The organism is Hyphomonas chukchiensis, assembly GCF_000682695.1.
Classification (GTDB): Bacteria; Pseudomonadota; Alphaproteobacteria; order Caulobacterales; family Hyphomonadaceae; genus Hyphomonas; species Hyphomonas chukchiensis.
In genome coordinates, this window is sequence record NZ_AWFG01000019.1 from 194,883 (window position 1) to 218,079 (window position 23,197).

Sequence of the window (23,197 nt, forward strand, 5' to 3'; positions counted from 1 at the left end):
ATCCCTTGCGGGCAGGGCCACTTCGCCCCACATGACTGCGCACGACAGGGAATTCGGGAAGACGGCAGTAGATCATGGCAAAACGTGACTATTATGAAGTACTTGGCGTTGCACGCGACGCAGACGAAAAACAGCTGAAATCCGCCTATCGCAAGCTGGCGATGAAGTACCACCCTGACCAGAATCAGGGGAATCCGGAAGCGGAAGCCCAGTTCAAGGAAGTGGGCGAGGCCTATGGCATCCTGTGTGATGCCAACAAGCGCGCCGCCTATGACCGCTACGGCCATGCCGCCTTCGAGAATGGCGGCCCGGGTGGAAACCCGTTCGGCCAGGGCGGCGGCAACCCCGAAGACATTTTCCAGGACCTGTTCAGCCAGGTCTTTGGCGCGGGCGGTTTCGGCGGCGGGCGCCGCCGCGGCGGCCCCCAGCGCGGCGCAGACCTGCGCTACGATCTCGAGATCACGCTGGCCGAAGCCTATTTCGGCAAGGACGAAACCATTCACGTGCCCCAGGCCGTGCCGTGCAAGCCCTGTTCGGGCACAGGCGCTGCGCAGGGCAGCACGCCCGAACAATGCGACATGTGTGACGGCCATGGCCGCGTCCGCGCGCAGCAGGGCTTCTTCACCATGGAGCGCACCTGCCCGCGCTGTTCCGGCAAGGGCAAGGTCATCCGCAAGCCCTGCAAGGAATGCGGCGGCGCCGGCCAGGTCCGCGAAGAGCGCCAGCTCTCGGTAAAAATCCCCGCAGGCGTCGAAAGCGGCATGCGCATCCGCCTCTCGGGTGAAGGCGAAGCCGGTACGGCGGGCGGCGGCAAGGGCGACCTCTACATCTTCGTCGACGTGGTCGAACATGACATCTTCGAGCGCGACGGGCCTAACCTCTATTGCCGCGCGCCCGTGCCCATGGCCACGGCCGCCCTCGGCGGCGAAATCGAAATCCCGACCATTGATGGTGGCCGCGCCCGCGTTGCCATCCCCGAAGGTGCCCAGACCGGCCGCAAGCTGCGCCTGCGCAACAAGGGCATGCCCTCGGTGCGCTCGTCGGCCCAGACAGGCGACCTCTATGTCGAGATGTTCGTCGAGACGCCGCAGAACCTGTCAGCCCGGCAGAAAGAGATCCTGCGCGAATTCTGCGACTGTTCCGGCGCCGACTGCCACCCCGAGAGCGAAGGCTTCCTCGGCCGCATCAAACGCTTCTGGAACGGCCACGAAGACGAGAAACACCCGAACTAGGGCCTAGCGGCACCCCTCCGCCCAGCCGACCACTTCGTCGATCAGTTCCTGGCGTGACCATGAAAACGAGTGGTCGCCGGAGAGGATCATGGCTGTCAGGTCGATGCCCGGCTCGGCTTCATAGGCCGCGACCAGAGGCGCGATAACGCTGTCGACCGGGACGGACGTGTCCTTGTCGCCACCAATAATCAGCACGGATTTGCCAACGAGCTTCGGCGCCAGCAGGCGTGTGTCGAAGGCCTCGCGGTTCGCTTTCACCTCGGCAATCGCGTTCTCCCCGGTCAGGCCCGCCAGCATTTGCATCGTGTCGGCATAGGCCGCAAAGCCGTCCGTCCGCTCCGCCGGCGCATCCGCAAGCGGCCCCATATTGGCCGGTGCGATGCCCGCCACGCAGGCAATCGTTTCGTCCCGCGCCGCCGCCTCCAGCGCCGCAAAGCCGCCCATGGAATGGCCGACAAGGATCAGCTTGTCCGGATCGGTGCGCAGCGCCCCGGCATTGGCGCGCAGGTAATCCGTCGCCGCCGCAACATCCTCGATCACATGTGTGAAACTGTACGTGCCTTCGCTGCCCCAGGCGCCGCGATAGTGGAAGAACAGGACGTTGAACCCGTCGCTGCGCAGGTCCTGCGCCAGGTCCAGGTTGCGCTCATTGCCGGGAAAGCCGTGCAGCAGCACCACGGTCGGGTGCGGCCCCGGCCCGTCGGCCAGATAGGCATGCCCGTTCAGCCGGTCGCCATGGCTTTGGAAATTCAGCTCCACGAGCGAAGGCGGGAAATCCGCATCGAAGGCAGGCGCCGGATCAGCATCAAGCGTCGGCGCGCTCGCGCAGGCAGCGACAAGTATCAGCGCGCCCAGCGACGCGGCGGTCGAGATCATTGTCTTCATGGCAGTCCCCTTTGGCTTTGCCGCACACTAGGCCGCACGGCGGAATCGGCAAGTCCGGCTACCTTCGCAGAATCCGGAACACCAGAATGACGCACACGAACACGATCAGGCCCACCGTTGCCAGCGCCGACAGGTAAAGGCCCAGATAGGTCAGCTGGTCGCCCAGTGTGTGTTCGGACTGGGCCGCGTGAAGGAACGGCGGCATGCCATCCACGGTGAATCGCGCCGGGGTTTCGCCGGAGGGCGTGAAAATATCCGCCACGCTGAACACAAGCTGCAGCAGCCCGAAAAAGCCGAGGGCGCCAAGCGCAAGGTTCACCCGGCCTTCATCCTCCTTGGTGATACGGGCCTCCAGGTCGCGGGTCTGGCTCTCCATGTTCGCGACAAGGCCCTCAAGGTATTCGTCGCGCCGCACCGTTCCGCGCCGCTTGTCCAGCGCTTCGAATACATCGCCTTCGGTGTCGTAGCGAAAAATGTTGCGATAGCGGAACCGGCCATAATTGGCGAAAGGCCCCGTCCGGAACCGGTAGAACGTGTCGGCCGCCTTTTTCAGGCGTCGTTTGCTGTTCAGCTTCTGGACATCCTTGATCAGGCTGAACGTCGACATTTCGTATTGCCGGGCGAGATATTCATTGTGCAGCGCCGCGACGTGAATGAGGAAGGCATAGGGACAGGTGCCGATATAGTCATTGCCGGTGTCGAGGCTGCGCGAGCGTTTGACGAACGTCACCAGCGCACGCGGATTGGCAAAGCGCACGAAGAAGCTCTCCTCGTCCTGGCGGTCATTCGTGGGGTAAACCGGGTCCAGGCTGTCCTGCACTTCGGACGCATCCTGGTTCATGAAGTCGATGATGTTCTGGCAGAAGCCCGCCATGAAAAGATAATGCAGGCAGTCGGTCCGGGCCTTGTCCTGCATGGCCGGGCGTGTCGTCTTCAGCCGATTGAACTCTTCATCCGTGTACTTGTCGCTCGCCAGCCAGTCCCAATAGTCCCTGTCCATGTCGACGCGCGGCGGATTGTGGTGGCGGCCCTTTTCGACAAGTTCCTCGATCTTGGCGGGATAGCGCACGTAGCACCGCTCCTGACACATCAGCGAACGGGGTGCGCGGGCCGTCTCCCCTTCAGAAAGCGGCGGCATCAGGCGCTCGAAAAGCGTCTCGTCATTGAAGAAGAACATGAAGCGTGCCAGCGGCATCTCCAGTCCCGGTACTTCTATGAAAGGGCTGTGTACCACCAGCGTCTCGAACTGGATGGATTCAAGGCTCAGGGGCGGGTTCAGGTATTTGTCCCAGAAAGGCGGCGCGTGCGCCGGGTCCGGCTCGACGGACTGGCCGTGCCCGGCGCGCTGCAGGCGGGGTATCAGCGCGCGCGCGTCGGCTTCGAAACGCCGTTTGACGAAGTGCCAGAAGCGGGCGTCCTTGACGTCCGTATCGCTGACCAGCATCTCGTCGAGTGGCTGGACGCCCGTCAGGCGCGCATCGGTGGGGCGCCGGCTGCGGGCCTTTCCCTTCTCGAGCGAATGGGCATTGTTGCGGGAGAATTCCTTGGGCGCTGCTGCCTTTTGCAGCAGGGAGAGGAAGTAGAAGTCAGCCGGCGTGTGCTCATAGGCGATGCGGAAGGAAAGGTGATAGCTCACCGCACCATCGAGATGGCTGTACCAGAAGCGCCGGAAGTCCACCGCTCGCGGCGTGTCGAGGCCGGGCGGCGAGGCGCAGAAGACACTGCCCTCCGTTTCCCATTCGATCTGGCCTGGCGCCGTGATCGCAATCGTTTCCCCCTGGCGCGGCGTCGAAGCTGCAAGGAGGATATCATCGACCCGGCCCTCGCGCTCGCGGTCGGCTATGTCATTGAACAGCGGCTCCATCGCGTTGCGCAGTTCCAGGCTGTCGCTGGAGGCCATCTGCACGGCGCGGTAATGCTCGGGCTGCGGATGAAATCCCAGGATGTCCTTCAGGTTGTCGCGGTCGACATAGAGCGACAGCGTCCAGTAGACCGATTGCGGCTCGTTCGCCTGGTAGCCCTTCGGCATCTGTCCAAGCGAGATCGTCGTCATCGTTCGCTCGCGGCCGACGCGGCCGCCCGGCGGGCAAGGTCAAGAAAGGACTGGTCGGTTCGCCCCGGCGCGCCCTGCGCAAGTGCTGCGCCGGGGTCGATCAGCGCGATACGTTCGCCGCGCTGGCAACGCGCATCGAGCGCCGACACCTGTCGAAGGGCGTCGGCGTCATCTTCAATCTTGCGGCCCTTGAGGACGGAAATGCCGAAGAACTGTCTCAAGTGCCGCGCCAGCAGGCAGGCCGGCAGGCTGTTGCCCGATGCGCCGAGCACGCCATAGAGGAGGCCCGTGTCGGGCTCCTGATCGGGCGAAAGGGCCGGTTGCAGATAGTCCAGGTCCACCAGCCGCGCGCCGAGGTGGCGCCAGATGCGCAGACGGTCATACTGGTCGAGGCCCGAATGGGCGCTGTCGAGCGCATAGCTCTCCGGGTCAAGGCGAAGCGGGTCATTCTGCTCGATGAAGATCAGAACCGGCAGCGACGCCGGCGCCACGAAGGCCGCGCGCGCTTCGCGCTCCACCAGCGCCATCAGCCGCCGAAAATGGCCGGCGCCCCGCGCCTCCCGGGCAACAAAGATATAGTTCAGGTTGACCGTGATCGCGTCCGCCCCGCTCAGCGCGATGAAATTCGCGCCGCCGAGCACCTTGCCATCGCCCTGCTGCAGCAGGATGACCAGCTCGCGGAACGCGCCGTAGCGCTTCTCCAGCCGCTGGTAGGGTGCCCTGCCATTCAGCGCCAGGCAGTCGCGGAAGCCCTCCAGGTCTTCCTTTTCCGAGGGCAACACGAAGGCCGCGTCATAGGCTGTGTAGAAGGTTTCGAGCGCGGGCGCCTGCGGATCGGTCGTCACCAGCGCGCTTAGTCCGGCGGCCGTCTCCGTTTCCCATGTCTGGTACCCGGCACAGCGCGGTTGCAGGGCGTGAGAGGAGTGGGACATGGATGGACCTGCGGCTGGCACCGTCAAATTGTGGCAGGTGGCTGCACCGTTGGCAATCGGCCCCGGCAAACAGCGCGCACGAAAAAGCCCGCCCCCGGTGGCCGGGAGCGGGCTCAAATTCAGTCCGGCGTAAAAGCCTAGATGCGTTCGATGATGATGGCCGGGGCCATGCCGCCAGCGGCACACATCGTGATCAGGCCATAACGGCCGCCGGAGCGCTCAAGCTCGTCCAGCGCGGTGCCGATGAGGATCGAACCGGTTGCGCCGATCGGGTGGCCAAGGGCCATGGCGCCGCCATTGATGTTCACTTTCTCACGGTCAAGGTCGAGATCGCGGATGAACTTCTCGGCAACGACCGAGAAGGCCTCGTTGATTTCGTAGACGTCGATGTCGTCCTTGGTCAGGCCGGCTTTCTCGAGCACTTTCTTCGCCGCAGGCACCGGTGCGTTGAGCATCAGGGTCGGGTCGTCGCCCATGTTCGCCGTAGCGACGATGCGGGCACGTGGCTTCAGGCCATGTGCATCCGCATATTCCTTCGACGTGATCAGCAGGCAGGCTGCACCGTCGACAACACCGGACGAGTTACCGGCATGGTGAACATGGTTCATCTTGCCTTCGAGCTGCGGGTATTTCCGTGTCAGGAGGTTACCATACGTGTTGCCCTGGTCGTCGACCGGGATGTCCATGTACATGTTGAACACGGTTTTCAGGCCGCCCAGCGTTTCCATCGTGGTCGACGGACGCGGGAATTCTTCATGGTCGAGGGCGAGTGTGCCGTCTTCATTGTAAACCGGCACGACAGACTTGTCGAAACGGCCTTCCTCGATGGCGCGGGCCGCGCGCTGCTGGCTGACATAGGCCAGGCGGTCGAGCGCTTCGCGGTCGATGCCTTCCAGCGTGGCGATCGCATCGGCGCAAACGCCTTGCTGGGTCTGCGGGTGGCTGGCGCGCAGGCGCGTGTTGCCGGCATCCATGACAGGCGGTGTTTTCGGGTCGGCAGAGGCAGCCGTGTAGCTCATCATCTCCGTGCCGCCTGCGATGACGCAGTCTTCCATGCCCGACATGACCTGCGCAGCGGCCAGCGAGACAGACGTGATGCCCGAGCCGCAGAAACGGTCGAGCGTGACGCCGGAGGCCTTCACGTCATAACCGGCATCGAGTGCAGCCATGCGGCCAAGGTCGGCGCCTTGTGCGCCGCGCTGGCTCGATGTGCCCCAGATGATGTCGTCCACGGTGGCCGTGTCGAGCTTGTTGCGCTCGGCGAGGGCTTTCAGCACGGTGGCTGCCAGCTGCTGCGGGTGGATGTGAGCAAGGGCGCCCTTGCCAACTTTGCCAATGCCGCGCGGTGTGCGGCAGGCGTCGATAATATAGGCTTCAGCCATGTGGGTTTCTCCCGGTTTGCATCAATATTGATTGCTTGGCGCAGGTTTACGCGCACGTAAGCGTCAATGGAAGGGATGACGTTAGGAGAGGGTGTGAAGATGTCACGTCGCGCCGCTGCGTAAGGGTAGACCCGCCATGCCGGGGGGACCATCCCGGCATGACGGGCCCTCGCCGCCAGGGAGGGAGGAAACGACGGCGGCGGTTCCGGGGAGTCCCTTAGCGGGACACGATCTTGATGCGCGAAGGCTGGGCGTGGCTCTGGCCGGGCTGCGCGGGCGGCAGCTGGTAATAGCCGCCAAAGCCGACATAGACGATCGACGAGCCGGTATAGATGCGCGGGCCGTCCTTGAACTTTTCGTCCTTTGAGGGCGTGTAGGTCCAGGCCGAGGCCGGGCAATTCACCTGCCGCATATGGTCAATGTCATCCGGCCTGTCCGGCCGGGCGGAAGACACGCGCTCGTCGAGCCGTTCCTTCACGATGTCCGGGCAGAGTTTCGGATTGAGCCGCCAGTCGCCTGCCGAGGCATTAGCGGCGCCAGCGAGCGCCAGCGCGCCGAGGCAGGCGGCCTTGAGGATAAGGGATGGGGCCATGGCGTGTCTCCTGTACTGTACAACACACCTCTAACGAGCGCGGCCGCCGCGTCCGTCGCGACTATCTGTACAATGACGGGAGTTTAATGCAGCGCCTAGCCGAACGCCCGGTACGCATGGGTGATCGCAAGGCTGATGCCGTGCAGGGCGCGGTCGATCTCGCCAAGCGGGCCGATGATGTTGCGATGGATGCGGTCATAGCCATAGGCGTTTGACTTCGCCTCGCTGCCCGGCTCGGTCAGCTCCTTGAACGGCGTATCCTCGTCCCGCCCGCGCGGGAAGATCTTCACCAGCATGTCCACCGCATCGCCGATCTGCATGTCCAGAACCATGCGCAGCAGGTCGCGCGTACTGGCATCGTGGCGCTCGGAAATGCGAGGCAATTGCCCCACCAGAACGAAAGCGTGCATCATCAGCGCCTGCCGGATGGCATGCAGCGCGTGCAGGTCGAGCCGGCCCTCATGGCGCTCCTCTGGCGAGGGCGCATCGTCGAGCTGGGCCAGAAGGCGGTCGAAACGGCCAAGGTCGATCGACAGGAGGTTGGCAATCCGGTTGATCGAGATCGCCGTCTCGTCATCGCGCAGGCCGTAATAGACGGCGCGATAGGCGCCGGCCCGTTCCGGATCGACCATGCGTGAATTGGCAATCCAGACCGACGGGTCAAACACATTGGCATAGGCCCGCAGCGCCGGCAGGCTGGTCACCACGCGGGCATTCAGCGCCAGCAGGATGAGGCTGTGCATGCGCGGGCTCGTATTGATCAGCTCCACCAGCCGGTCATTCTCGCGCTGCAGCGACGAGCCGATGCCTGCCGCCGTATTCGCCGGAATGCCGAGCTGCTGCAGCGTCGCATTGTGCGAGATCGCCCGCAGCGCGCGCGGACCGGTCGGCCCGCCCGTGCGGCGCTTCTGCCGCGACCCGGCTTTCACCACCAGCCCGGCGGCAAAGTCGCCCAGAAGTCGGCCATAGTCAGGATTAACGAACAGGCGCTCATGCCAGGCCCTGAGGGACCGGTAGAAATCCCACACAAGGTCGGTGCGCGTATAGAAAGGGTCTTTCGACGTGTCCGGCGGCAGCGACAGCGAGCGCCGGCACCAGGCCGCATAGGTCGTCTCGGCCATCACCGGATTGGCAAAGTGCAGGAAGCCATCCCCGCCCTGGAAGCTGACCTCGTGCATCAGGGGCAGCTTGCGCGCCGCTGCGCCATTGCGCGTCCACGGCGTCAGCACATGGTCAAACCGCTGGCCGAAGGTGCCGGGCCAGGCGCCGCGTCCCATGGACTCGCCATGCGTGTTGAAGATCAGTAGCGCCACGTCGGCCTTCTTCGCGGCCAGCGCGCGGGCGATCAGGTTATGGATGCGCTCGATCGCCATGTCGGCGGCGACCTGCCCGATGAAACGCCCGGCATCGGAAAAGCCAAGCTGGATCGACAGATAGCCGCGCTCCTTCACATAGCGCAGGAATTCCGGCTCCTCGAGCAGGCGCTCGATGAAGCGGCCGCCTGTCTCCAGCGCCTCCGGCGTCTCGAACAGCGGCGAGATGTCGAGCTTGTCGGCCACACCATATTGCCGGGCGAGGTAGAGCGCACCCATCACGGTGGCCGGGTTCTCGCTCTCGGCGATGAGGAAGCGGATCACCGAACCGGAATCGATATGCTTCAGGATCTGCGCGCACATCATGAACTGGCGCCGCGCGGTCGACTGCTCAAGGAAGAGGTCGGCGAAGTTCACGTCCACCGGCTTGGAATTGCGTGCCTTCTGCGACAGCTGCGCGAGCGCGAGACGGCCAAGCTGGCGGTCCTCGGTCTCAAGCCCAAGGTCGCGGTTGATGACGGTACGCACCTGCGCAGCATTGACCCGCAAGTGAATGCGCGCCGTGCCGAGCTGGAGCGACTCCACTTCCGCCCGGAAGGCGATAAGGTTCGCGGCCAGCGCGTCATCGGCGTCCGGGATCACGTCATCCAGCACGGCGGTGATCTCGGTCGCATCGAGGATCATGCGCTTGCTGTGATTGCTTAGCGCATTGGCAGCAGCGACCAGTTTCTCCGGATCGGTCAGGTCCTGGTCAAACAGCTTGGCGTCGCCGGCCGTCTCCTTGGCCGCCCCGCGCAGGCGCACGATCAGGCGCGCGAGCGGCCCGATCTTGGCGCTGCCCGACATGGTCTCCAGCCGCTCGCCATAGCGGGCGAGCTGGTCGGCCTTCTCGCGCAGGCGGAAGGTCAGCGATTGCGACCAGTGAATATCGGTGCGCCCGTCAAGATCATAGCCGACCCAGCTTGCCAGCGTCGGCAGGAAGGGCCGCAACGCGCGCCACTGGTCCGGGAAGGCCGTACGCGCGACATCAAGAATGACGCTCGCGTACACTTGCTGCGCTCCGGCGGCGTTCAGCAGGGCCTCCTGCACTTCGTCATGCTCGCCGTTCAGGTTGATGCCCTTGTTCCACTCGCGGCTATCCTCGCGGATATGTTTCAGCAGCGCCGCGCGGGTGGACTTGTTGGGCCGCGTCACATGCGCGGTGAAGGCCTGCCGAAGGGCCCGGGAAAGGGCAAAGGTCGGGTGGGCGGTGAACACGATGCCGCCGGTATTCTGCTCGACGCTGGCCTTGAACGCGTCAAAGCCCTCTTCGGCCAGCACTTCCAGCATGCCGCGCACATCGGCCCAGGCCGCCTTGGCGTCGGCGTCATAATGCTGCTCGCGGAACCGGTCCGCGCGCTCGCTGATCAGCGTCAGGTGCAGGTCGCCGGCAAAGCGCGACAGCTCATTGATACTGGTGCGGCCTGCCTCGATATCCTGGAACAGCGACTGGGCCAGCGCGAAGACCGAATTGGTCATCGGATCGACGGCAATACGGGCCGATTGGGCCCGCAGGAAGTCCTGCGCAGCGGCGAGTGTGAGCGGTGTCTCGGTTGTGTTCGTCATGTATTCACCACAAAGCCTCCTTTGAGACCGATGTCAAAGCGCCCCGACGTCAGACTAGCCCTGCATTTCAGCAAGGCATCGAATGCTATTCCCCGCGAGATTGTCCTTATGGAGTGGTACATGAAAACGATATGTCGTATCAGTAATGTGCCGTTACAGGGGCAAGTGTAGATGCAGATTCGCGCAACAGGGATGATCCTGGCAAGCGTGGCCAGCCTTGGCTTGGCCATGCTGCCTGCTATTGCGCAGCCAGCGGTCGGCAGCACGGACAAGGTGCTCATTCCGGCGTCGGAAACGTCCCGCGTCGTCGAACCTGCGCCTGCGCCCCTCACCAGCCAGGTGCCTGCCGCCAATCATAATATCATCACGCAGCCAGAGGTTTGCCGCATCCGCACGGGCGACGAATGCGTGCACACCGCCGCAGCCTGCCTGAAGGCACGCGCCATCGGCCATCTCTACGGAGTCGAATGGCGCTCCGGGGCCCCGGTCGTCGTGCGCGTGCAGGACGGCATGTCCGATGCGCAGGAAAAAGGCGCCCGCGGCTGTGCCTCGGATCTCCAGCAATGCCTTGCGGGCAAGTGCTGAGCGCCTAGCGCCGCCCGAAGAATTTCACCGCGCCAAGCAGGCCGGCAATGGCTGAGCCGAGACCGCCCAGCAGCACGAACAGCGGGTTGGCCTGGTCGGCAAAGGCAATCGCCCGGTTGAGGCCCGACACCTGCACCGTCACCGTGTCGCGGAACGTGCGCAGCGGCACCACCGAATCCTGATCTATGGCATAGATCTCGAACACGAGGTCATGGTCGCCGGCCGACAGCGGCATCACCGACCAGCGCCACACATTCTCGGTCAGCGGCGACAGTTTCTGGATGCCGGGCGACATTTCGACAATCTCGAAATTCGCGCCACTGAGGCGGGCTTCGACCCGCTCGGACACCTTGGCCTCGCCGGTCACGATATTGCCGCCCCGGTTCGGCAGGGCATCGACCGCCGTGTCGTCGCCCGTCGCATCAAGGGCGAGGGTCACATCAAAGGCGCGCTTGTATTCGGCCGTCCTGGGGGTCTCGTGCGCCACCGGAACGGTCTGCAGGCTCTCCATGAAAGCCTCGGCATGGGACTTCGAAGGCGGCGGCGGGGCCGCAACGCCAGCGGCTTCAGCCACCGCATCGGCCGCGTCGCCTATGTCGGCGAAAGCCTCCTCGGCCACGTCGCCCGCCTCGTCGAACGCATCCTGAACGGAGGCGACACTGGCCGTCTCGTCATCGGCGGTGATCGGCGGCGACAGCGAACGCGAAGTCGACATGGAGCGCGTTTCGGGGGCGGGGGCCGATGCCATCGGCGCGTCGTCCATGGCCTCGGGCGCGGCTTTCGCCATCGCTTCCGGCGCCGCTTCCATAGCCTCAGGTTCGGGTTCCATGGCCAGTTCGGGCGCCGGCGCCGCCTCAACCGCTTCCGGCATGGGCGCTTCGGCCATCTCCTCCATGGTGGCCGGCGCGCTCTCGGTCGCCATGTCCATGCTCTGAGGCGGGCCATATTTGTTCATGACAGCGGCGCCGCCAAACACAGCGGCCGCTATGCCACCCAGCAGAAGGAGAATGGAGATAAGTCTAAGCATCGCGCGCTCCCGATTGGCGATTCATCGCGTTAACCCTAGCAGAGTGTCACGCGGCTGGGAAACGATCCCGACTCGCTTCGTAAAATGCAATTGCGGCAGCATTGGACACGTTCAGGCTTTCCATTTCCGGGGCAATCGGGATGCGCGCCAGCTCGGCGCAGGCCTTGGCCACGGCCGGGCGCAGGCCCGATCCCTCGGCGCCCATCACGATGGCGAGCTTTGCCGTGCCCGCGACCGCATCGGCGAGGCTGCGGCGGCCTTCCCCGGCAAGGCCCACCGTGTGATAGCCCGCGTCGGCCAGCTGCTCCAGCGCCCGGGCAATATTGACCACCCGCGCCTCGGCCACGGTTTCCACAGCCCCCGCCGCGCTCTTGGCCACAACACCGGTCACCGGCGGCGCATGGCGGGTCTGCAAAACAAGGCCCTGAAACCCGAAAGCGGCCGCAGAACGGTAAATCGCGCCCAGGTTATGGGGGTCTGACACCTGGTCGAGCACGCAGATATGGCTGATGCCCCGGTCAATCAGGTCTTCCAGGCTCGCCGGGTTCAGCGGCGCGGCCTTCAGCGCCAGGCCCTGATGCACCGCGCCAGCGGGCAGGCGGTTGTCGAGGTCCTTGCCGAGGATGATTTCCGGCGTGATTCGGGCCGCGCCCAGCCGCGCCGCCGCGTTTTCGGTCGCCAGCAGCTTGTGCAGCGTGCGCGACGGATTGGCCAGCGCAGCGGTCACCGCATGGGTGCCCCACAGCCAGCCTTCGCCGTCCCCGCCGCCACTGCGCTCGCGCGGGCGGTCCTGCCGTGGGCGCGGCGATCCGTCCGCTCCGGCAGGCGCTTGTGTGTTTCGGCGTTTTGGATGGTTGCGCGCCATTTCGTTCGTCCCTATAAGGCCGTCTCCTGAAGCGGATGAGGGCACGTAATTGACGTGCCTTTAGGCGGTTCGGGGCGACGGCGTCAATTATCGTAAGTCGCAGGCAGCCCTTGGAGGGGTGGCCGAGTGGTTAAAGGCAGCAGACTGTAAATCTGCCCGCATAGCGTACACAGGTTCGAATCCTGTCCCCTCCACCACTGTTTGTGTTATGGTCGAGCGACGCGTCAGGCGCGGGTATAGCATAATGGTAATGCACTAGCCTTCCAAGCTAGCTATCTCGGTTCGATCCCGTGTACCCGCTCCAGAATCGTCCCCGTTTCATTACAACCCGGCCATGAATCGCGCCACCGAAGCCTTTGTTTTAACTTAGGTTATGGCTTTGCCGATTTTCCCATGAAGCGTGCAACGAAAGCCTTGGGGCGGCGTAGCTGAGAGATGCGGCCCGCCCTGCGCCGCCTTTTCCAGCGAAAGGATTTCCCCATGCCGATGAAGCCCGGAGCCCCCCTCGACAAGGGCGGTGCGCCCCATCAGACCACCAAGGACGGCTACGAAGCCATGACGACCCAGCAGGGTGTGCCTGTCCGCGACGACCAGAACCATTTGAAGGCCGGAACGCCCGGCCCGATGCTGATGGACGACTTCCACTTCCGCGAAAAGATGTTCCACTTCGACCATGAGCGCATCCCGGAGCGCGTGGTCCACGCACGCGGCTATGCGGCCCATGGCTTCTTCGAGCTGACCGACAGCCTTGAGGAATTCACCAGCGCCAAGGTGCTGACCGAAACCGGCAAGAAAGTGCCGCTGTTCACGCGCTTCTCCACCGTCGCCGGCAACAAGGGCTCGCCGGACCTTGCGCGCGACGTGCGCGGCTTTGCGGTCAAATTCTACACCGATGAAGGCAACTGGGATCTCGTCGGCAACAATATCCCCGTCTTCTTCATCCAGGACGCGATGAAATTCCCGGACCTGATCCACTCCGCCAAGGCCGAGCCGGATCGCGGCTTCCCGCAGGCGCAGACGGCGCATGACAATTTCTGGGACTTCATCTCCCTCTCGCCCGAAGCGATGCACATGGTCATGTGGATCATGTCGGACCGGACCATCCCGCGCTCGCTGCGCTTCATGGAAGGCTTCGGCGTCCACACGTTCCGCCTGATCAACTCAAAGGGCAAATCCTCGTTCGTGAAGTTCCACTGGAAGCCCAAGATGGGCATGCAGTCGGTCGTCTGGAACGAGGCGGTCAAGATCAACGGCGCCGACCCGGACTTCCACCGCCGCGACCTCTGGAACGCCATCGAGATGGGCGACTTCCCGGAATGGGAACTCGGCGTCCAGATTTTCGACGATGCCTTTGCCGACAAGTTTGCCTTCGACGTGCGCGATGCAACCAAGCTGATCCCCGAAGAGGAAATTCCCGTCCGTATCATCGGCCGGATGGTGCTCGACCGCCGCGTCGACAATTTCTTCGCCGAGACCGAGCAGGTCGCCTTCTGCACGGGCAACGTGGTGCCGGGCATCGGCTTTTCCGACGACCCGCTGCTGCAGGGGCGCAACTTCTCCTATCTCGATACGCAGATCAAACGCCTCGGCGGACCGAACTTCACGCATATCCCGATCAACGCCCCCAAATGCCCCATGCGCACCTTCCAGCAGGACGGCCACATGGCCATGAAGAACCCTGTCGGTCGCGCCAATTACGAGCCGAATAGCTGGGGCACCAAGGATGGCGGCCCGCGCGAAGATCCGGACAATGGCTACCAGCATTTCGCCGAGCCCATCGACGGCAAGAAGGAGGCCTTGCGGCCTGAATCCTTCGCTGACCATTACAGTCAGGCGCGCCAGTTCTATATCAGCCAGACCGAGGTCGAGCAGGCCCATATGGGCGACGCGCTCGTGTTCGAGCTGAGCAAGGTCGAGAAGGCCGAAATCCGTGAGCGGATGGTGGCTCACCTTGTCAACATTGACAAGGGCCTCGCCGATACGGTGGCCGAGGGCCTCGGCATCAAGACGCCCATGGCCATGAAGGCCGCCCGTCCGACGATGCAGGACCTGCCTGCCTCCGACGCGCTCAGCATGCTCAAGAACCCGCCGAAGAGCTTTGCAGGCCGCAAGCTTGGCGTGTTCCTGTGCGATGACGCATCGGCGGACTCGTTCAATGCGCTCAAAGACGCGGTCGAGAAGGCCGGCGGCATGGTGGCCGTCGTGGCGCCGACCATCAATGGCGTGGACCTTGATGACGGCACGCACGTTCCCGCCGACGAGAAGATCGATGGCGGGCCATCGGTCCTGTTCGACGCGGTGGCACTGATGCTGACCGAGGAGTGTGCCGACGACATGGCGACGAAGCCACTGGCCAAGGACTTCCTCAATGATGCCTTCGCACACTACAAATATATCGGCTACACACCGGATTCTATGAAGCTCTTCGAAGCCATCGGCATGGCCGACCATATGGATGACGGCTGTGTCGAGCTGGGCACGGCCGCAAGCATCAAGGGCTTCGCCTCCGAGATCGCCAAGCTGCGCTTCTGGGATCGCGACGGCGCCTGAACCGGAAGGGCTTGAACACCAACAAGACCCGCCAGCCTGACAGCTGGCGGGTCTTTCTGTTTCAGTACGTCGGCGTTCCGGGCACTTTCACCTGCACCGTTTCGATGCGCGCCGAGCGCAGGGCTTGGCACTTCACGCGATGCGTGGTTTCGGCGGTCGACAGGTAGAGTGTCGTGCCGTCAGGCCCACCGAGCGCGCAGGCGATGGTCTGGCGACCCGTCGTGACGGTCTGCAGGACTGCGCCGCCTTCCTCCAGCCGAATGCAGGTGCCGGTCGTGGGCGAAGCCGCCCAGACTGCGCCTTCCGCATCGAGGCATATGCCATCCGGCACCGCCCCTTCCGGCAGTGCGGCCCAGTCGCGTTTGTTGGAGAGTGTATTGTCGCTTCCAATATCGAAGGCGGTGAGCTTCGCGCCAAACGTCTCAGCCACGATAAGTGTCTTGCCATCCGGCGTGATCACCATGCCGTTCGGAAAGAGCAGCCCCTCGGCAGCCTTTGTCACCGTGCCGTCCGGCGCGATGCCCGCGAGCGCGGCCGGGGCCGGCGCTTCGCCCGTGTCGAAATCGAACCCGAAATTGCCGACCCAGGCATGGCCCGTGGAGGAGACGACCATGTCATTGGTGCGCCGGGCGGCAATAGCGGAAAGGTCTGCGAACGGCACCAGTGCGCCGCTGGCCTCCTGCCGCAACACCTGCTTGTCCATCATCGAAACCACCAGCAAACGCCCATCCGGCAGCCAGCCGAGGCCTGAGGGATAGGCCGGAACATCCGCCATCTTCTCCGGCGCCTTGCCGGGCGCGGCGCTCCAGACGCTGTCATCATGCATGTCGGAAAACCAGAGCGCGCCATCGTGCCAGCGCGGGCCTTCGATAAAGGCAAAGCCGTCGTAAAGTGTGGTGGGTGTCATTGCCGTTTCCTCGTCTTTTTGGCGAGGCTAGTGCGGAAGCGCGCCCGAGTCATCCAGCGTAGCGATGGCAACGAAGCGCTGCCGCGTGGGTGTCATTCCGCCGAAGGGATAGCAGGTGGTCAGGGCGAGTGTGGCCGTGCCGGTGCCCCCGGGGGTAAGGAAGCTGGCATCCTCGTCGACGATGCGGGTTTCAGTCAGCGTGTAGGTATAAGGCGTGCCGTCCGGCCCTGTGAGGCTTATCGCGTCGCCGATGCGGGCGTGCTGCAGGAAGGCGAAATGGCTGTCGCGGTGGCCCGCAAGCAGCGTCAGGCCCGGCTGGCCCGGCGCGGCTGAGCCGGCCATCAGGCCGGGGCCGAAGGCGAGCGCCTCGCCGCTGGTGCCTGTGAGGACCATGGCTGAGGCGTGCAGCCGCGGGAGTTGCAGCTTCGCGACGACCGTCACATCGGCCCACGGCCACGGGCGGGCATCGGCTGAGCCTTGCAGCGTCTTCTCCCATGCGTGGCTGAGCAGCACCTGGCTGAGCTGCGCCTTGGCCTTCATGTACATGCCGTTCCCCAACAGGAAGAGGCCGGTGAGGAGGAGGGCCGAGGTGAGGGAAAACCGCATCCAGTTCATGGCGCCAGACCCCGCTCTGTTTTGAGAGATCGGTGCCCGGGAAAGGGACTCCTCCCCCTGCAAGGGGGAGGTTGGGTGGGGGTCAATCCGGACTCGCAACCTGAATGTGATGACGATAATCTCGCGTCATGCCCAAGTTCGCTCGCACTCCGAGGAAAACAGAGCGCGCCCGTATGCTTCGGCGCGAAGTGAGCGCGACCGAGTACAAGCTCTGGCTCTATCTGCGCGCTGGCAAATTGGGCGCATCGTTCAGGCGGCAACATCCCGTCGGGCCTTATTTTCTCGACTATTATTGCGCGGCACTGAAGTTCGCTGTGGAAGTAGATGGGCCTTGGCATGATGCGCACAGTGATGAGGTGCGGGATGCATTCCTGATGGCGCGGGGCATCTCGGTGTTGCGGATTCCGGTGTCCGACATTGATGAGTCCCGTGAGGCAGTGGCAGAGCGAATCTGGACGGAAGTTGCATTGCTGAAAGCGCAGCGGACCCCCCCTCTAACTCCCCCCTTTCAGGGGGGAGAACAGCCCGCTCTGTTTGGAGAGATCGGTGTACGGGAAGGGGACTCCTCCCCCTGCAAGGGGGAGGCTGGGTGGGGGTCAATCCGGACTCGCCGACGGAGCAAGTCATCAAAGCCTCACATGGCATGGCGCAACCGAATGCGGCGGAAGACGAGTTTCACCATGAAGCCGAGCAGGACGAGGATGATACCGGCGAGCAGTTTCAGGTCTGACAGTGTGCCCGTGTTCGGCAGCGGAACGCCGCGGTCGACCTGCATGGGGGCATTCATCTTCTGTGGGTCGGGCTTGCGGATGGCAAGGGCGTCGATGGGGATCATCGGGGCGTCGGAGCGGATGCCCTCATGGCCGAAGACCTTGCCGAAATCCCATCCTGCGGGGAGGTTCAGCGGCACCTCAGCGCTTCCGAGCTCAGCCCCATCCGGGCGGCTCGGCGTTACGTCCACAGCCACAAGGCTGGTGAGGCGCGAGACGAGATGGTGGGCCAAGGCGACGCTGAGAATCTGGTCGTCGATCAGGTCCGGAAACGTGTCGGCGCGGGCGCGGTCGAGTTCCAGCGAGGCGATTTTCTTGCGGGCCCAGAGTTTCGAAATGCCTTCGCGCTGGGCCGCCTGTTTCAACGGCAGGCCGACTTTCCAGGGCTGGTCGCCATTGACGCCGGACACCCAGACCAAGCCGTCTTTCGCGGCGGCGTGGGCAGCGATGACGAGCGTCTCGCCGGAATAGACATCCGGCAGCGGCGAGGGCCAGGCCTCGACCTGTGTGCCGTCCGGCCATGTGGCCGCGAGGCTGGTGATCGCAGGGCTTTCAAGCTTGGTGAAGAGGGCGCCCATGCGGGCGGCGACTTCGTCGATATCGCCAATGTATGTGTAGCTGCCCTGGCCAAGTTCGGCGGCGCGGGACATGAAGAAACTGTTGGGGGCCGAGCCGATGCCGACGGTGAAGATGCGGGCGTCGGCGCGGTATTGGGTGATGGTCTCGAACAGCTGCTGCTCGTTGCCTATGGCGCCATCTGTCAGGAAGATGACCTGCCGCAGGCGGCCGTCGCCGGTGCCATGGTCAGCGAGGGCTTCGCGCAGGGCGGGCAGCATTTCGGTGCCGCCATTGGCCTCCAGATTGTTCACCCAGCGTGTGGCGCGGGCGCGGTTGGTCGTGCTGGCCTCAAGGGGGTGGTCGAACAGGGCGTGGGTCACGGAATTGAACTCGATGACGTTGAAGCGGTCCTCTGGCTTCAGGCGGGCAATGGCGAGGGCGAGGCTGTCGCGGGCTTGCCTTATGGACTCGCCGCCCATGGAGCCGGATGTGTCGATGATGAAGGTGATCTCGCGGGGTGGTGGCGGCGCGGACTGGGCGGCGACAGGGGGCGTGACCATGAGGAGGTAATAGGGCTCTCCTGCAATGGTTTCAGTGAAAAGCGCGGCGCTGGGGGCCCTGGAGGCCTTGGGGGTCCAGGTCAGTTCGAAGTCGCGATTGGCATAGATGCTGCCGGAGGACAGGGTGAGGTTTGCCGCGCCGTTGACGGACCATTCCGTGTCCATTGGATGGTAGGTCGACTCGAGCTTGCCGACCGGGAAGCCGGCATTGAGGGAGACGTTCAGCGTGAGCGGGTTGGTATTGCCAAGTTCCGGGTTGAGGACGGGCGGGGAGATGCGGGCCCGGTCCGGCACGGGGTCGCTGACGGCCCAGCCGTCCTCGCCGAGGGAGGCGGTGAGGATTTCAGGGGCCGGCATGTAGCGCGGGGCGACGACCATCGGGAAGCGGAGGGAGAATGTGTCGTCGGCGAGGTGGACGGTTTCCTGATACTCGATCTGGACGATGATCGTCTCGCCGGGGCCGATATTGGCGACGGAATTGGTGAAGAGGTTGGGTCGTTCCTGTTCAAGCAGGGCGGTCTTTTTCCCTTCGGCCTTGGCCTGCTCGTAGATGGCTTTCGCCTTCTTCTTCTCTTCGATCATGCCTTCGATGAAGCGGTCGCCGATTTGCATGCGGAGCGTATCGACGGCGCTTTCGTCGGGCAGGGGGAAGACATAGACGCCTTCGACCCAGCCATCGGATGTGTTCTCGAAACGCTGGGTGACGCGGGTGCGGGCGATGGGGCCGGAAATGTCGATCTGCACATCCGTCAACAAAGACGGGGCCTGAACGTATTTTCCGGGGGTGGATGACTTGAAGAGCAGCGTGCCGGTTGTGGCATCATTCGGCGTGACGAGGCGGGGTTCCTGATCGGCCCAGGCGGCACCGGCGGCAAATGCCGCCGCCGTCAGGGTCGCGCCGAGCCACTGACCTGAACGGGAGAACAGGGGACTCCAGTCTGAGACACGGGCACGGATCCTGACGGCGGCGAACATGGGGGCTCCTTTCATTGCGTGTTTGCAATGATTGGAAGCTGCGCCCCGAATAAGGCAGGAAAGGTCTCGCTTTCAGGCAGGCCCGGTACGTGTTCTGGGCCATTTCCCGATGGGATTGCGGCAGGCCTGTGCCCCAATCGACGGCCTTCCCCATAATGTGAGGTGGGAGAAGGCCGCTGGAGGTGTCGGGATTAGTAGGTCAGGCGGATGCCGAACTTGCCGGTCCAGGAATAGGTTTCGTACTGAAGGAGACGATCCCCGTTCGGACCTTTCTGGAAGGCGACATAGGGCTCGTCACCCATGTTCACGAATTCGACGAAGCCCTGGACCCGGTCGGTGAAGCGATACTTGGCCGAGGCGTCGATCTGGAGGTGATCCTTCACGAAGCGGTCGGTCTCGGCATCGGAGCCCAGTTCGTCGAGATACTCGTCGCGATAGGCGGCGGTGAGGCGAAGGGAGAGGCCGCCCTTCTCGTAACCGAGCATGGCGTTGTAGGTGTTCTCTGCGGCGGCCGGCAGCGAGATGGAGCGGAAGCCGCCGTCGCCGTCCGGTACGTCGCCTTCGGCATCGGTATAGGTGTAGTTGAGGCCGACGAGGACGCCGTCGAGCAGGCCGGGGAGGAAGTCCAGCGCCTGCTGGTAGTTCAGCTCAAGGCCTTTCACTTTTGCCGTGTCGCCGTTCACGGCGATTGTGGCTTCGGAGAATTCAATGCCCTGGAAGACGCCATTATAAGGAGCGACGTCATCTTCGAAGGTCTGCTCGACGATGAAGTCCTTGATATCCTTGTAGAAGACGCCGGCCTGAAGGACGGTGCCGGGGTTCGGATAGTATTCGATGCTGAGATCGCCGTTCCAGGCCTTGTAGGGATCAAGGTCGGGGTTGCCGAACGAGGCTTCGAGGTCTTCGTTGATCGTGGAGTGCGGGGCCATCTGGCCGATGCCGGGACGCACCACGCTGGCGAAGACACCGGCGCGGAGGACGAGGTTTTCCATCGCTTCATACTTCACGTTCAGGCTGGGCAGGACGTTGGTATAATCGTTGGAGAAGTTGAGCGGCGTGGCCGTGACAGCATCTTCGTCGACGAGGTTGCCGCCGAGATCGTCCTTGGTCTGTTCGACGCGCACACCGCCGATGACGGTGAGCCGGTCGGTCGAATACTTGCCCTGGGCATAGCCGGCATAGATGTCTTCCTGGACGTCATAGGCGCCGGAGATGGAGTCGAGGAAGGAGTCATCTTCGTTGAGGACAAAGAGGTTCTTGTTCGCGGCATAGAAGGCGCGGACCTTGCCGAGATCGGGCAGGACGCCGAGGTCTGCGAGGTCGTAGGTCTGCTGTCCCGTCACGTCGGCGAGCGTGTAGCCGTCGGCGCCGTCGAAATCATCATAGATGAGGTTGTTGGCGGAATAGGTCTTCTCTCTCAGACGGACCTTGAGGCCGGTCTTGAATTCGAATTCGCCGCTGTCGAGGTCGAACGTACGGGCGATGTCACCCTTGGCCGACCATTCCTTGTCCTTGGACATGCCGTCATTGACCGACAATTCCTTGAACTTGTAGGTCGATGGATCGTTGAATTCTTCCGCGCCGTTCAGGATGGTGAAGACGGGCTTTTCAAGATTGCTGTAATTCACGTTGACGCCGAGCTCGCCGGCATCCTTGAACTTCTTCTCGAAGCGGGTCGGGTCCTGCGTGTCGTATTCGTGTTCCTGGGCTTCGGAATAGGCCAGCTTGTAGTCGAACTTCCAGGGGCCTGTCTCGGTTTCGCCGCCGACCTGGTAGGACTGGATGATCTGGCTTTCGAAACGATCCTTCAGGCCGCGGCGGACACGGATCTCGTTGCCGGAATCGAAGGTGGCGGAAGTCGCGTCGGCGCTGACCGGCTCGTCGAAGGTGAAGACGAGGCGCTGGCGCTTTTCCGTATCGTCGAATTTGGAATAGATGGCGCGGGCATAAAGCGTGGTGGTGTCGGTGGCTTTCCAGTCAAAGGAGAGCGAGCCGCCGATGCGTTCGCGCTCGACATCATAGTCGCGATACTCAAGGTCTTCAGCGTAGGTGAAGCCATCGTCGGTGGTGTTCCAGCCGCCCATCTCGATATTGTCTGTCGAGGTCTTGCGGTTGGAGAAGGAGAGGCCGCCGGCGACGCCGAACGTGTCGGTGATCGGCACGGAGAAATCGACGGAGGCTTTTGGCGAATATTCGCCGTTGAGGTCGTTATAGGAGCCTTCGAGCTTGGTGCTGAGGAAGAGGTCGTCGCGGTCGAACGCCTTGGTCGTGTTGATTTCGATGGAGGCACCGATCGTGTCGGCGTCCATGTCGGGCGTCAGCGTCTTCTTGACTTCAATCGATTCAACGAGTTCGGAGGCGACGACGTCAAGCGCAACGGCGCGTGTGTCGGCTTCCGGCGAGGGCAGGCGGACGCCGTTGATGGAGGAGGCGTTGAGCGTCGGGTCAAGGCCGCGGACCGAGATGAAGCGGCCTTCGCCCTGGTCGTCGAGGATGTTGATGCCGGTGAGGCGGCGGGTCGATTCAGCGACGTTCTGGTCGGGGAACTGGCCAAGGGCATCGCGGGTGATGACGCTCTGGATCGTGTCGGAGGCGCGCTGGCGGGCGATGGCGCTTTCCATCATGGCGCGCTGGCCGACGACGGTGACGGTGTCGAGGCGCGCGTCGGCGTCAACTTCCGTAACCTGAGCATTGGCGGGTGCGGAAAGGCACAGGCTGGCCGAAGCGAGCGCTGTGGTGAGGAGAAGCGTTTTGTATCGTAGTTTCATGAGTATTACCTGTCAGGCCCCTGAGAAGAATTGGGGCCCAATTAGGCGGCGAACGTGACAGTCACGCGACACTTCTTCTGCTGAAATACGACAATTTTGCCTCGGGAAACTTAACTCAGGTTAAGTGTGGTTGCGCGGCAACAGGCTGGCGCGTTTTGTCAAAAAAGGTTCATGTTATCATCGCAAATGCGACACGCCGGAGGGCGTTTCCGGCGCCGTTGCGGCGTGGGCGGACGGTGGAGAGACGCGATCGTCTCCGACCGCGATTCGGGTGGGCGTATAGTTTGCCCCATGAAGACGACCCGATACCGAAGACACATGAACGAGCGGGAGGCGCGGGACATCCGGTTTCTTGTCTTGCTAGGGATGAGCCATGGCGAGATTGCCGAATGGCTGGGGCGCAACCGGAAGGCGGTTGATCGCATCATCCGCGAGAAGGGGCTCTTGGCGCCGGAGCGGCCGCTGGAACTGGCCTGGCTGACGCTGCGCCACGCCTATGAAGAGCTGGCCGAGGCCATGGCGGACGGCCGCGAATGGGACGTGGGCAAGCTGGCAAAACTGAACAGCGAGATGCGGCTGACGGAAGCGGCGATGTGGGCGGCGGGCGTGGCGCGCCGAAGAAGGATATGGGGGATGCAGGTGAGCCGGATGAGGATGCTGTCTGGGAAAGACTTGAAGCCGTTGAGCGCCAGCGTGGGATGGACTGCGCTGGACTATCGGGTGCGGGCGATGGCGATGTGGGAGAGGCTGAACAATCTTCCGGAGGAGCTTCAGGCCCATCTGAGACAAAATCCGTTCGTGTTCGCGGCACGGGATACACAGGTTCCGCCGCGGGGCCCCTGGCGGACATGGGTGTTCATGGGCGGACGTGGCGCTGGCAAGACGCGGGCGGCGACGAGCGGGCGCGGGCGATGCCGGTGGCGCTGCTGTACGAGCAGGGGAAGGTCGCGCATCTCGGCATGCTGCCGACGCTGGAAGACCAGATGTGCCGGTTCGGGGCGGTGAGCTTTACCGGGTCGTCGG

General features: G+C 63.6%; 16 protein-coding genes, 2 tRNA genes and 1 pseudogene. 7 read left to right on the forward strand and 12 right to left on the reverse strand.

Translation table 11 applies throughout. The annotated features are described in order from the left end of the window. Nucleotides 1–74 precede the first annotated feature (74 nt). Nucleotides 75–1,232, forward strand: a complete 1,158-nt coding sequence (dnaJ, locus tag HY30_RS08280) for a molecular chaperone DnaJ (protein ID WP_034738930.1) — start codon at nucleotides 75–77, stop codon at nucleotides 1,230–1,232. Nucleotides 1,233–1,235: 3 nt separating this feature from the next. On the opposite strand, the gene HY30_RS08285 is transcribed toward dnaJ, so the two are convergent. From HY30_RS08285 to HY30_RS08310, 6 genes are all read right to left on the reverse strand, one after another. Further along, nucleotides 1,236–2,117, reverse strand: a complete 882-nt coding sequence (locus tag HY30_RS08285) for an alpha/beta hydrolase family protein (RefSeq protein WP_051615113.1) — start codon at nucleotides 2,115–2,117, stop codon at nucleotides 1,236–1,238. Nucleotides 2,118–2,175: 58 nt separating this feature from the next. Further along, complete coding sequence (locus tag HY30_RS08290; RefSeq protein WP_034738932.1) at nucleotides 2,176–4,170, reverse strand: hypothetical protein; 1,995 nt, start codon at nucleotides 4,168–4,170, stop codon at nucleotides 2,176–2,178. Beyond that, nucleotides 4,167–5,102: a hypothetical protein gene (locus HY30_RS08295; RefSeq protein ID WP_155839280.1), complete on the reverse strand. Its 936-nt coding sequence runs from the start codon at nucleotides 5,100–5,102 to the stop codon at nucleotides 4,167–4,169. Before HY30_RS08295 ends, HY30_RS08290 begins: the two co-directional genes overlap by 4 nt. 137 nt (nucleotides 5,103–5,239) lie before the next feature. Then, nucleotides 5,240–6,484 carry an acetyl-CoA C-acetyltransferase gene (locus HY30_RS08300; RefSeq protein WP_034738935.1) on the reverse strand — a complete coding sequence of 415 codons (1,245 nt, stop codon included), beginning with the start codon at nucleotides 6,482–6,484 and terminating at the stop codon, nucleotides 5,240–5,242. 217 nt (nucleotides 6,485–6,701) lie between these two features. After that, nucleotides 6,702–7,076, reverse strand: coding sequence for a hypothetical protein (locus tag HY30_RS08305; protein ID WP_034738938.1), 375 nt, complete (start codon nucleotides 7,074–7,076; stop codon nucleotides 6,702–6,704). A 95-nt stretch (nucleotides 7,077–7,171) separates the two neighbouring features. Continuing rightward, the gene (locus HY30_RS08310) at nucleotides 7,172–9,994 is read right to left on the reverse strand and encodes a phosphoenolpyruvate carboxylase (RefSeq protein WP_034738939.1); all 2,823 of its coding nucleotides are present in this window, start codon (nucleotides 9,992–9,994) and stop codon (nucleotides 7,172–7,174) included. 171 nt (nucleotides 9,995–10,165) lie between these two features. On the opposite strand from HY30_RS08310, the gene HY30_RS08315 reads away from it, so the two are divergent. Then, complete coding sequence (locus tag HY30_RS08315) at nucleotides 10,166–10,579, forward strand: hypothetical protein (RefSeq protein WP_034738941.1); 414 nt, start codon at nucleotides 10,166–10,168, stop codon at nucleotides 10,577–10,579. Between the two features lie 4 nt (nucleotides 10,580–10,583). On the opposite strand, the gene HY30_RS08320 is transcribed toward HY30_RS08315, so the two are convergent. Next, nucleotides 10,584–11,606 carry a hypothetical protein gene (locus HY30_RS08320; protein WP_034738943.1) on the reverse strand — a complete coding sequence of 341 codons (1,023 nt, stop codon included), beginning with the start codon at nucleotides 11,604–11,606 and terminating at the stop codon, nucleotides 10,584–10,586. A gap of 46 nt (nucleotides 11,607–11,652) precedes the next feature. Continuing rightward, nucleotides 11,653–12,471: a TrmH family RNA methyltransferase gene (locus HY30_RS08325; protein ID WP_034738945.1), complete on the reverse strand. Its 819-nt coding sequence runs from the start codon at nucleotides 12,469–12,471 to the stop codon at nucleotides 11,653–11,655. A 112-nt stretch (nucleotides 12,472–12,583) separates the two neighbouring features. Here HY30_RS08325 and HY30_RS08330 point away from each other — a divergent pair. The 3 genes from HY30_RS08330 (at nucleotide 12,584) to HY30_RS08340 (ending at nucleotide 15,021) form a co-directional block, all read left to right on the forward strand. Further along, a tRNA-Tyr gene (locus HY30_RS08330) sits at nucleotides 12,584–12,668 on the forward strand. A gap of 33 nt (nucleotides 12,669–12,701) precedes the next feature. Further along, nucleotides 12,702–12,775, forward strand: a tRNA-Gly gene (locus tag HY30_RS08335). Nucleotides 12,776–12,951: 176 nt separating this feature from the next. Beyond that, nucleotides 12,952–15,021: a catalase gene (locus HY30_RS08340; protein WP_034739166.1), complete on the forward strand. Its 2,070-nt coding sequence runs from the start codon at nucleotides 12,952–12,954 to the stop codon at nucleotides 15,019–15,021. 61 nt (nucleotides 15,022–15,082) lie between these two features. Here HY30_RS08340 and HY30_RS08345 read toward each other — a convergent pair whose 3' ends face one another. Beyond that, complete coding sequence (locus HY30_RS08345; RefSeq protein ID WP_034738947.1) at nucleotides 15,083–15,928, reverse strand: SMP-30/gluconolactonase/LRE family protein; 846 nt, start codon at nucleotides 15,926–15,928, stop codon at nucleotides 15,083–15,085. A gap of 27 nt (nucleotides 15,929–15,955) precedes the next feature. Further along, nucleotides 15,956–16,543, reverse strand: coding sequence for a class GN sortase (locus tag HY30_RS08350; protein ID WP_081812129.1), 588 nt, complete (start codon nucleotides 16,541–16,543; stop codon nucleotides 15,956–15,958). 128 nt (nucleotides 16,544–16,671) lie between these two features. Here HY30_RS08350 and HY30_RS20670 point away from each other — a divergent pair. Then, nucleotides 16,672–16,995: pseudogene (locus HY30_RS20670) on the forward strand (endonuclease domain-containing protein); the annotation flags it as partial. A 182-nt stretch (nucleotides 16,996–17,177) separates the two neighbouring features. On the opposite strand, the gene HY30_RS08355 reads toward HY30_RS20670, so the two are convergent. Beyond that, the gene (locus HY30_RS08355; RefSeq protein WP_051615117.1) at nucleotides 17,178–19,406 is read right to left on the reverse strand and encodes a marine proteobacterial sortase target protein; all 2,229 of its coding nucleotides are present in this window, start codon (nucleotides 19,404–19,406) and stop codon (nucleotides 17,178–17,180) included. A 191-nt stretch (nucleotides 19,407–19,597) separates the two neighbouring features. Beyond that, nucleotides 19,598–22,174, reverse strand: a complete 2,577-nt coding sequence (locus HY30_RS08360) for a TonB-dependent receptor (protein ID WP_051615119.1) — start codon at nucleotides 22,172–22,174, stop codon at nucleotides 19,598–19,600. A gap of 318 nt (nucleotides 22,175–22,492) precedes the next feature. On the opposite strand from HY30_RS08360, the gene HY30_RS08365 reads away from it, so the two are divergent. Continuing rightward, nucleotides 22,493–23,179 carry a helix-turn-helix domain-containing protein gene (locus HY30_RS08365; protein WP_034738950.1) on the forward strand — a complete coding sequence of 229 codons (687 nt, stop codon included), beginning with the start codon at nucleotides 22,493–22,495 and terminating at the stop codon, nucleotides 23,177–23,179. The last annotated feature ends 18 nt before the right edge of the window (nucleotides 23,180–23,197 follow it).

Bases quoted from the DNA above. Each gene is read 5' to 3' on its own strand.
- HY30_RS08365 (WP_034738950.1), top strand. From the start codon at position 22,493: ATGAACGAGCGGGAGGCGCGGGACATCCGGTTTCTTGTCTTGCTAGGG.
- HY30_RS08290 (WP_034738932.1), bottom strand. From the start codon at position 4,170: ATGACGACGATCTCGCTTGGACAGATGCCGAAGGGCTACCAGGCGAAC.
- HY30_RS08295 (WP_155839280.1), bottom strand. From the start codon at position 5,102: ATGTCCCACTCCTCTCACGCCCTGCAACCGCGCTGTGCCGGGTACCAG.
- HY30_RS08315 (WP_034738941.1), top strand. From the start codon at position 10,166: ATGCAGATTCGCGCAACAGGGATGATCCTGGCAAGCGTGGCCAGCCTT.
- HY30_RS08350 (WP_081812129.1), bottom strand. From the start codon at position 16,543: ATGAACTGGATGCGGTTTTCCCTCACCTCGGCCCTCCTCCTCACCGGC.
- HY30_RS08340 (WP_034739166.1), top strand. From the start codon at position 12,952: ATGCCGATGAAGCCCGGAGCCCCCCTCGACAAGGGCGGTGCGCCCCAT.
- HY30_RS08320 (WP_034738943.1), bottom strand. From the start codon at position 11,606: ATGCTTAGACTTATCTCCATTCTCCTTCTGCTGGGTGGCATAGCGGCC.
- dnaJ (WP_034738930.1), top strand. From the start codon at position 75: ATGGCAAAACGTGACTATTATGAAGTACTTGGCGTTGCACGCGACGCA.
- HY30_RS08305 (WP_034738938.1), bottom strand. From the start codon at position 7,076: ATGGCCCCATCCCTTATCCTCAAGGCCGCCTGCCTCGGCGCGCTGGCG.
- HY30_RS08300 (WP_034738935.1), bottom strand. From the start codon at position 6,484: ATGGCTGAAGCCTATATTATCGACGCCTGCCGCACACCGCGCGGCATT.
- HY30_RS08345 (WP_034738947.1), bottom strand. From the start codon at position 15,928: ATGACACCCACCACACTTTACGACGGCTTTGCCTTTATCGAAGGCCCG.
- HY30_RS08285 (WP_051615113.1), bottom strand. From the start codon at position 2,117: ATGAAGACAATGATCTCGACCGCCGCGTCGCTGGGCGCGCTGATACTT.
- HY30_RS08355 (WP_051615117.1), bottom strand. From the start codon at position 19,406: ATGTTCGCCGCCGTCAGGATCCGTGCCCGTGTCTCAGACTGGAGTCCC.
- HY30_RS08360 (WP_051615119.1), bottom strand. From the start codon at position 22,174: ATGAAACTACGATACAAAACGCTTCTCCTCACCACAGCGCTCGCTTCG.
- HY30_RS08310 (WP_034738939.1), bottom strand. From the start codon at position 9,994: ATGACGAACACAACCGAGACACCGCTCACACTCGCCGCTGCGCAGGAC.
- HY30_RS08325 (WP_034738945.1), bottom strand. From the start codon at position 12,471: ATGGCGCGCAACCATCCAAAACGCCGAAACACACAAGCGCCTGCCGGA.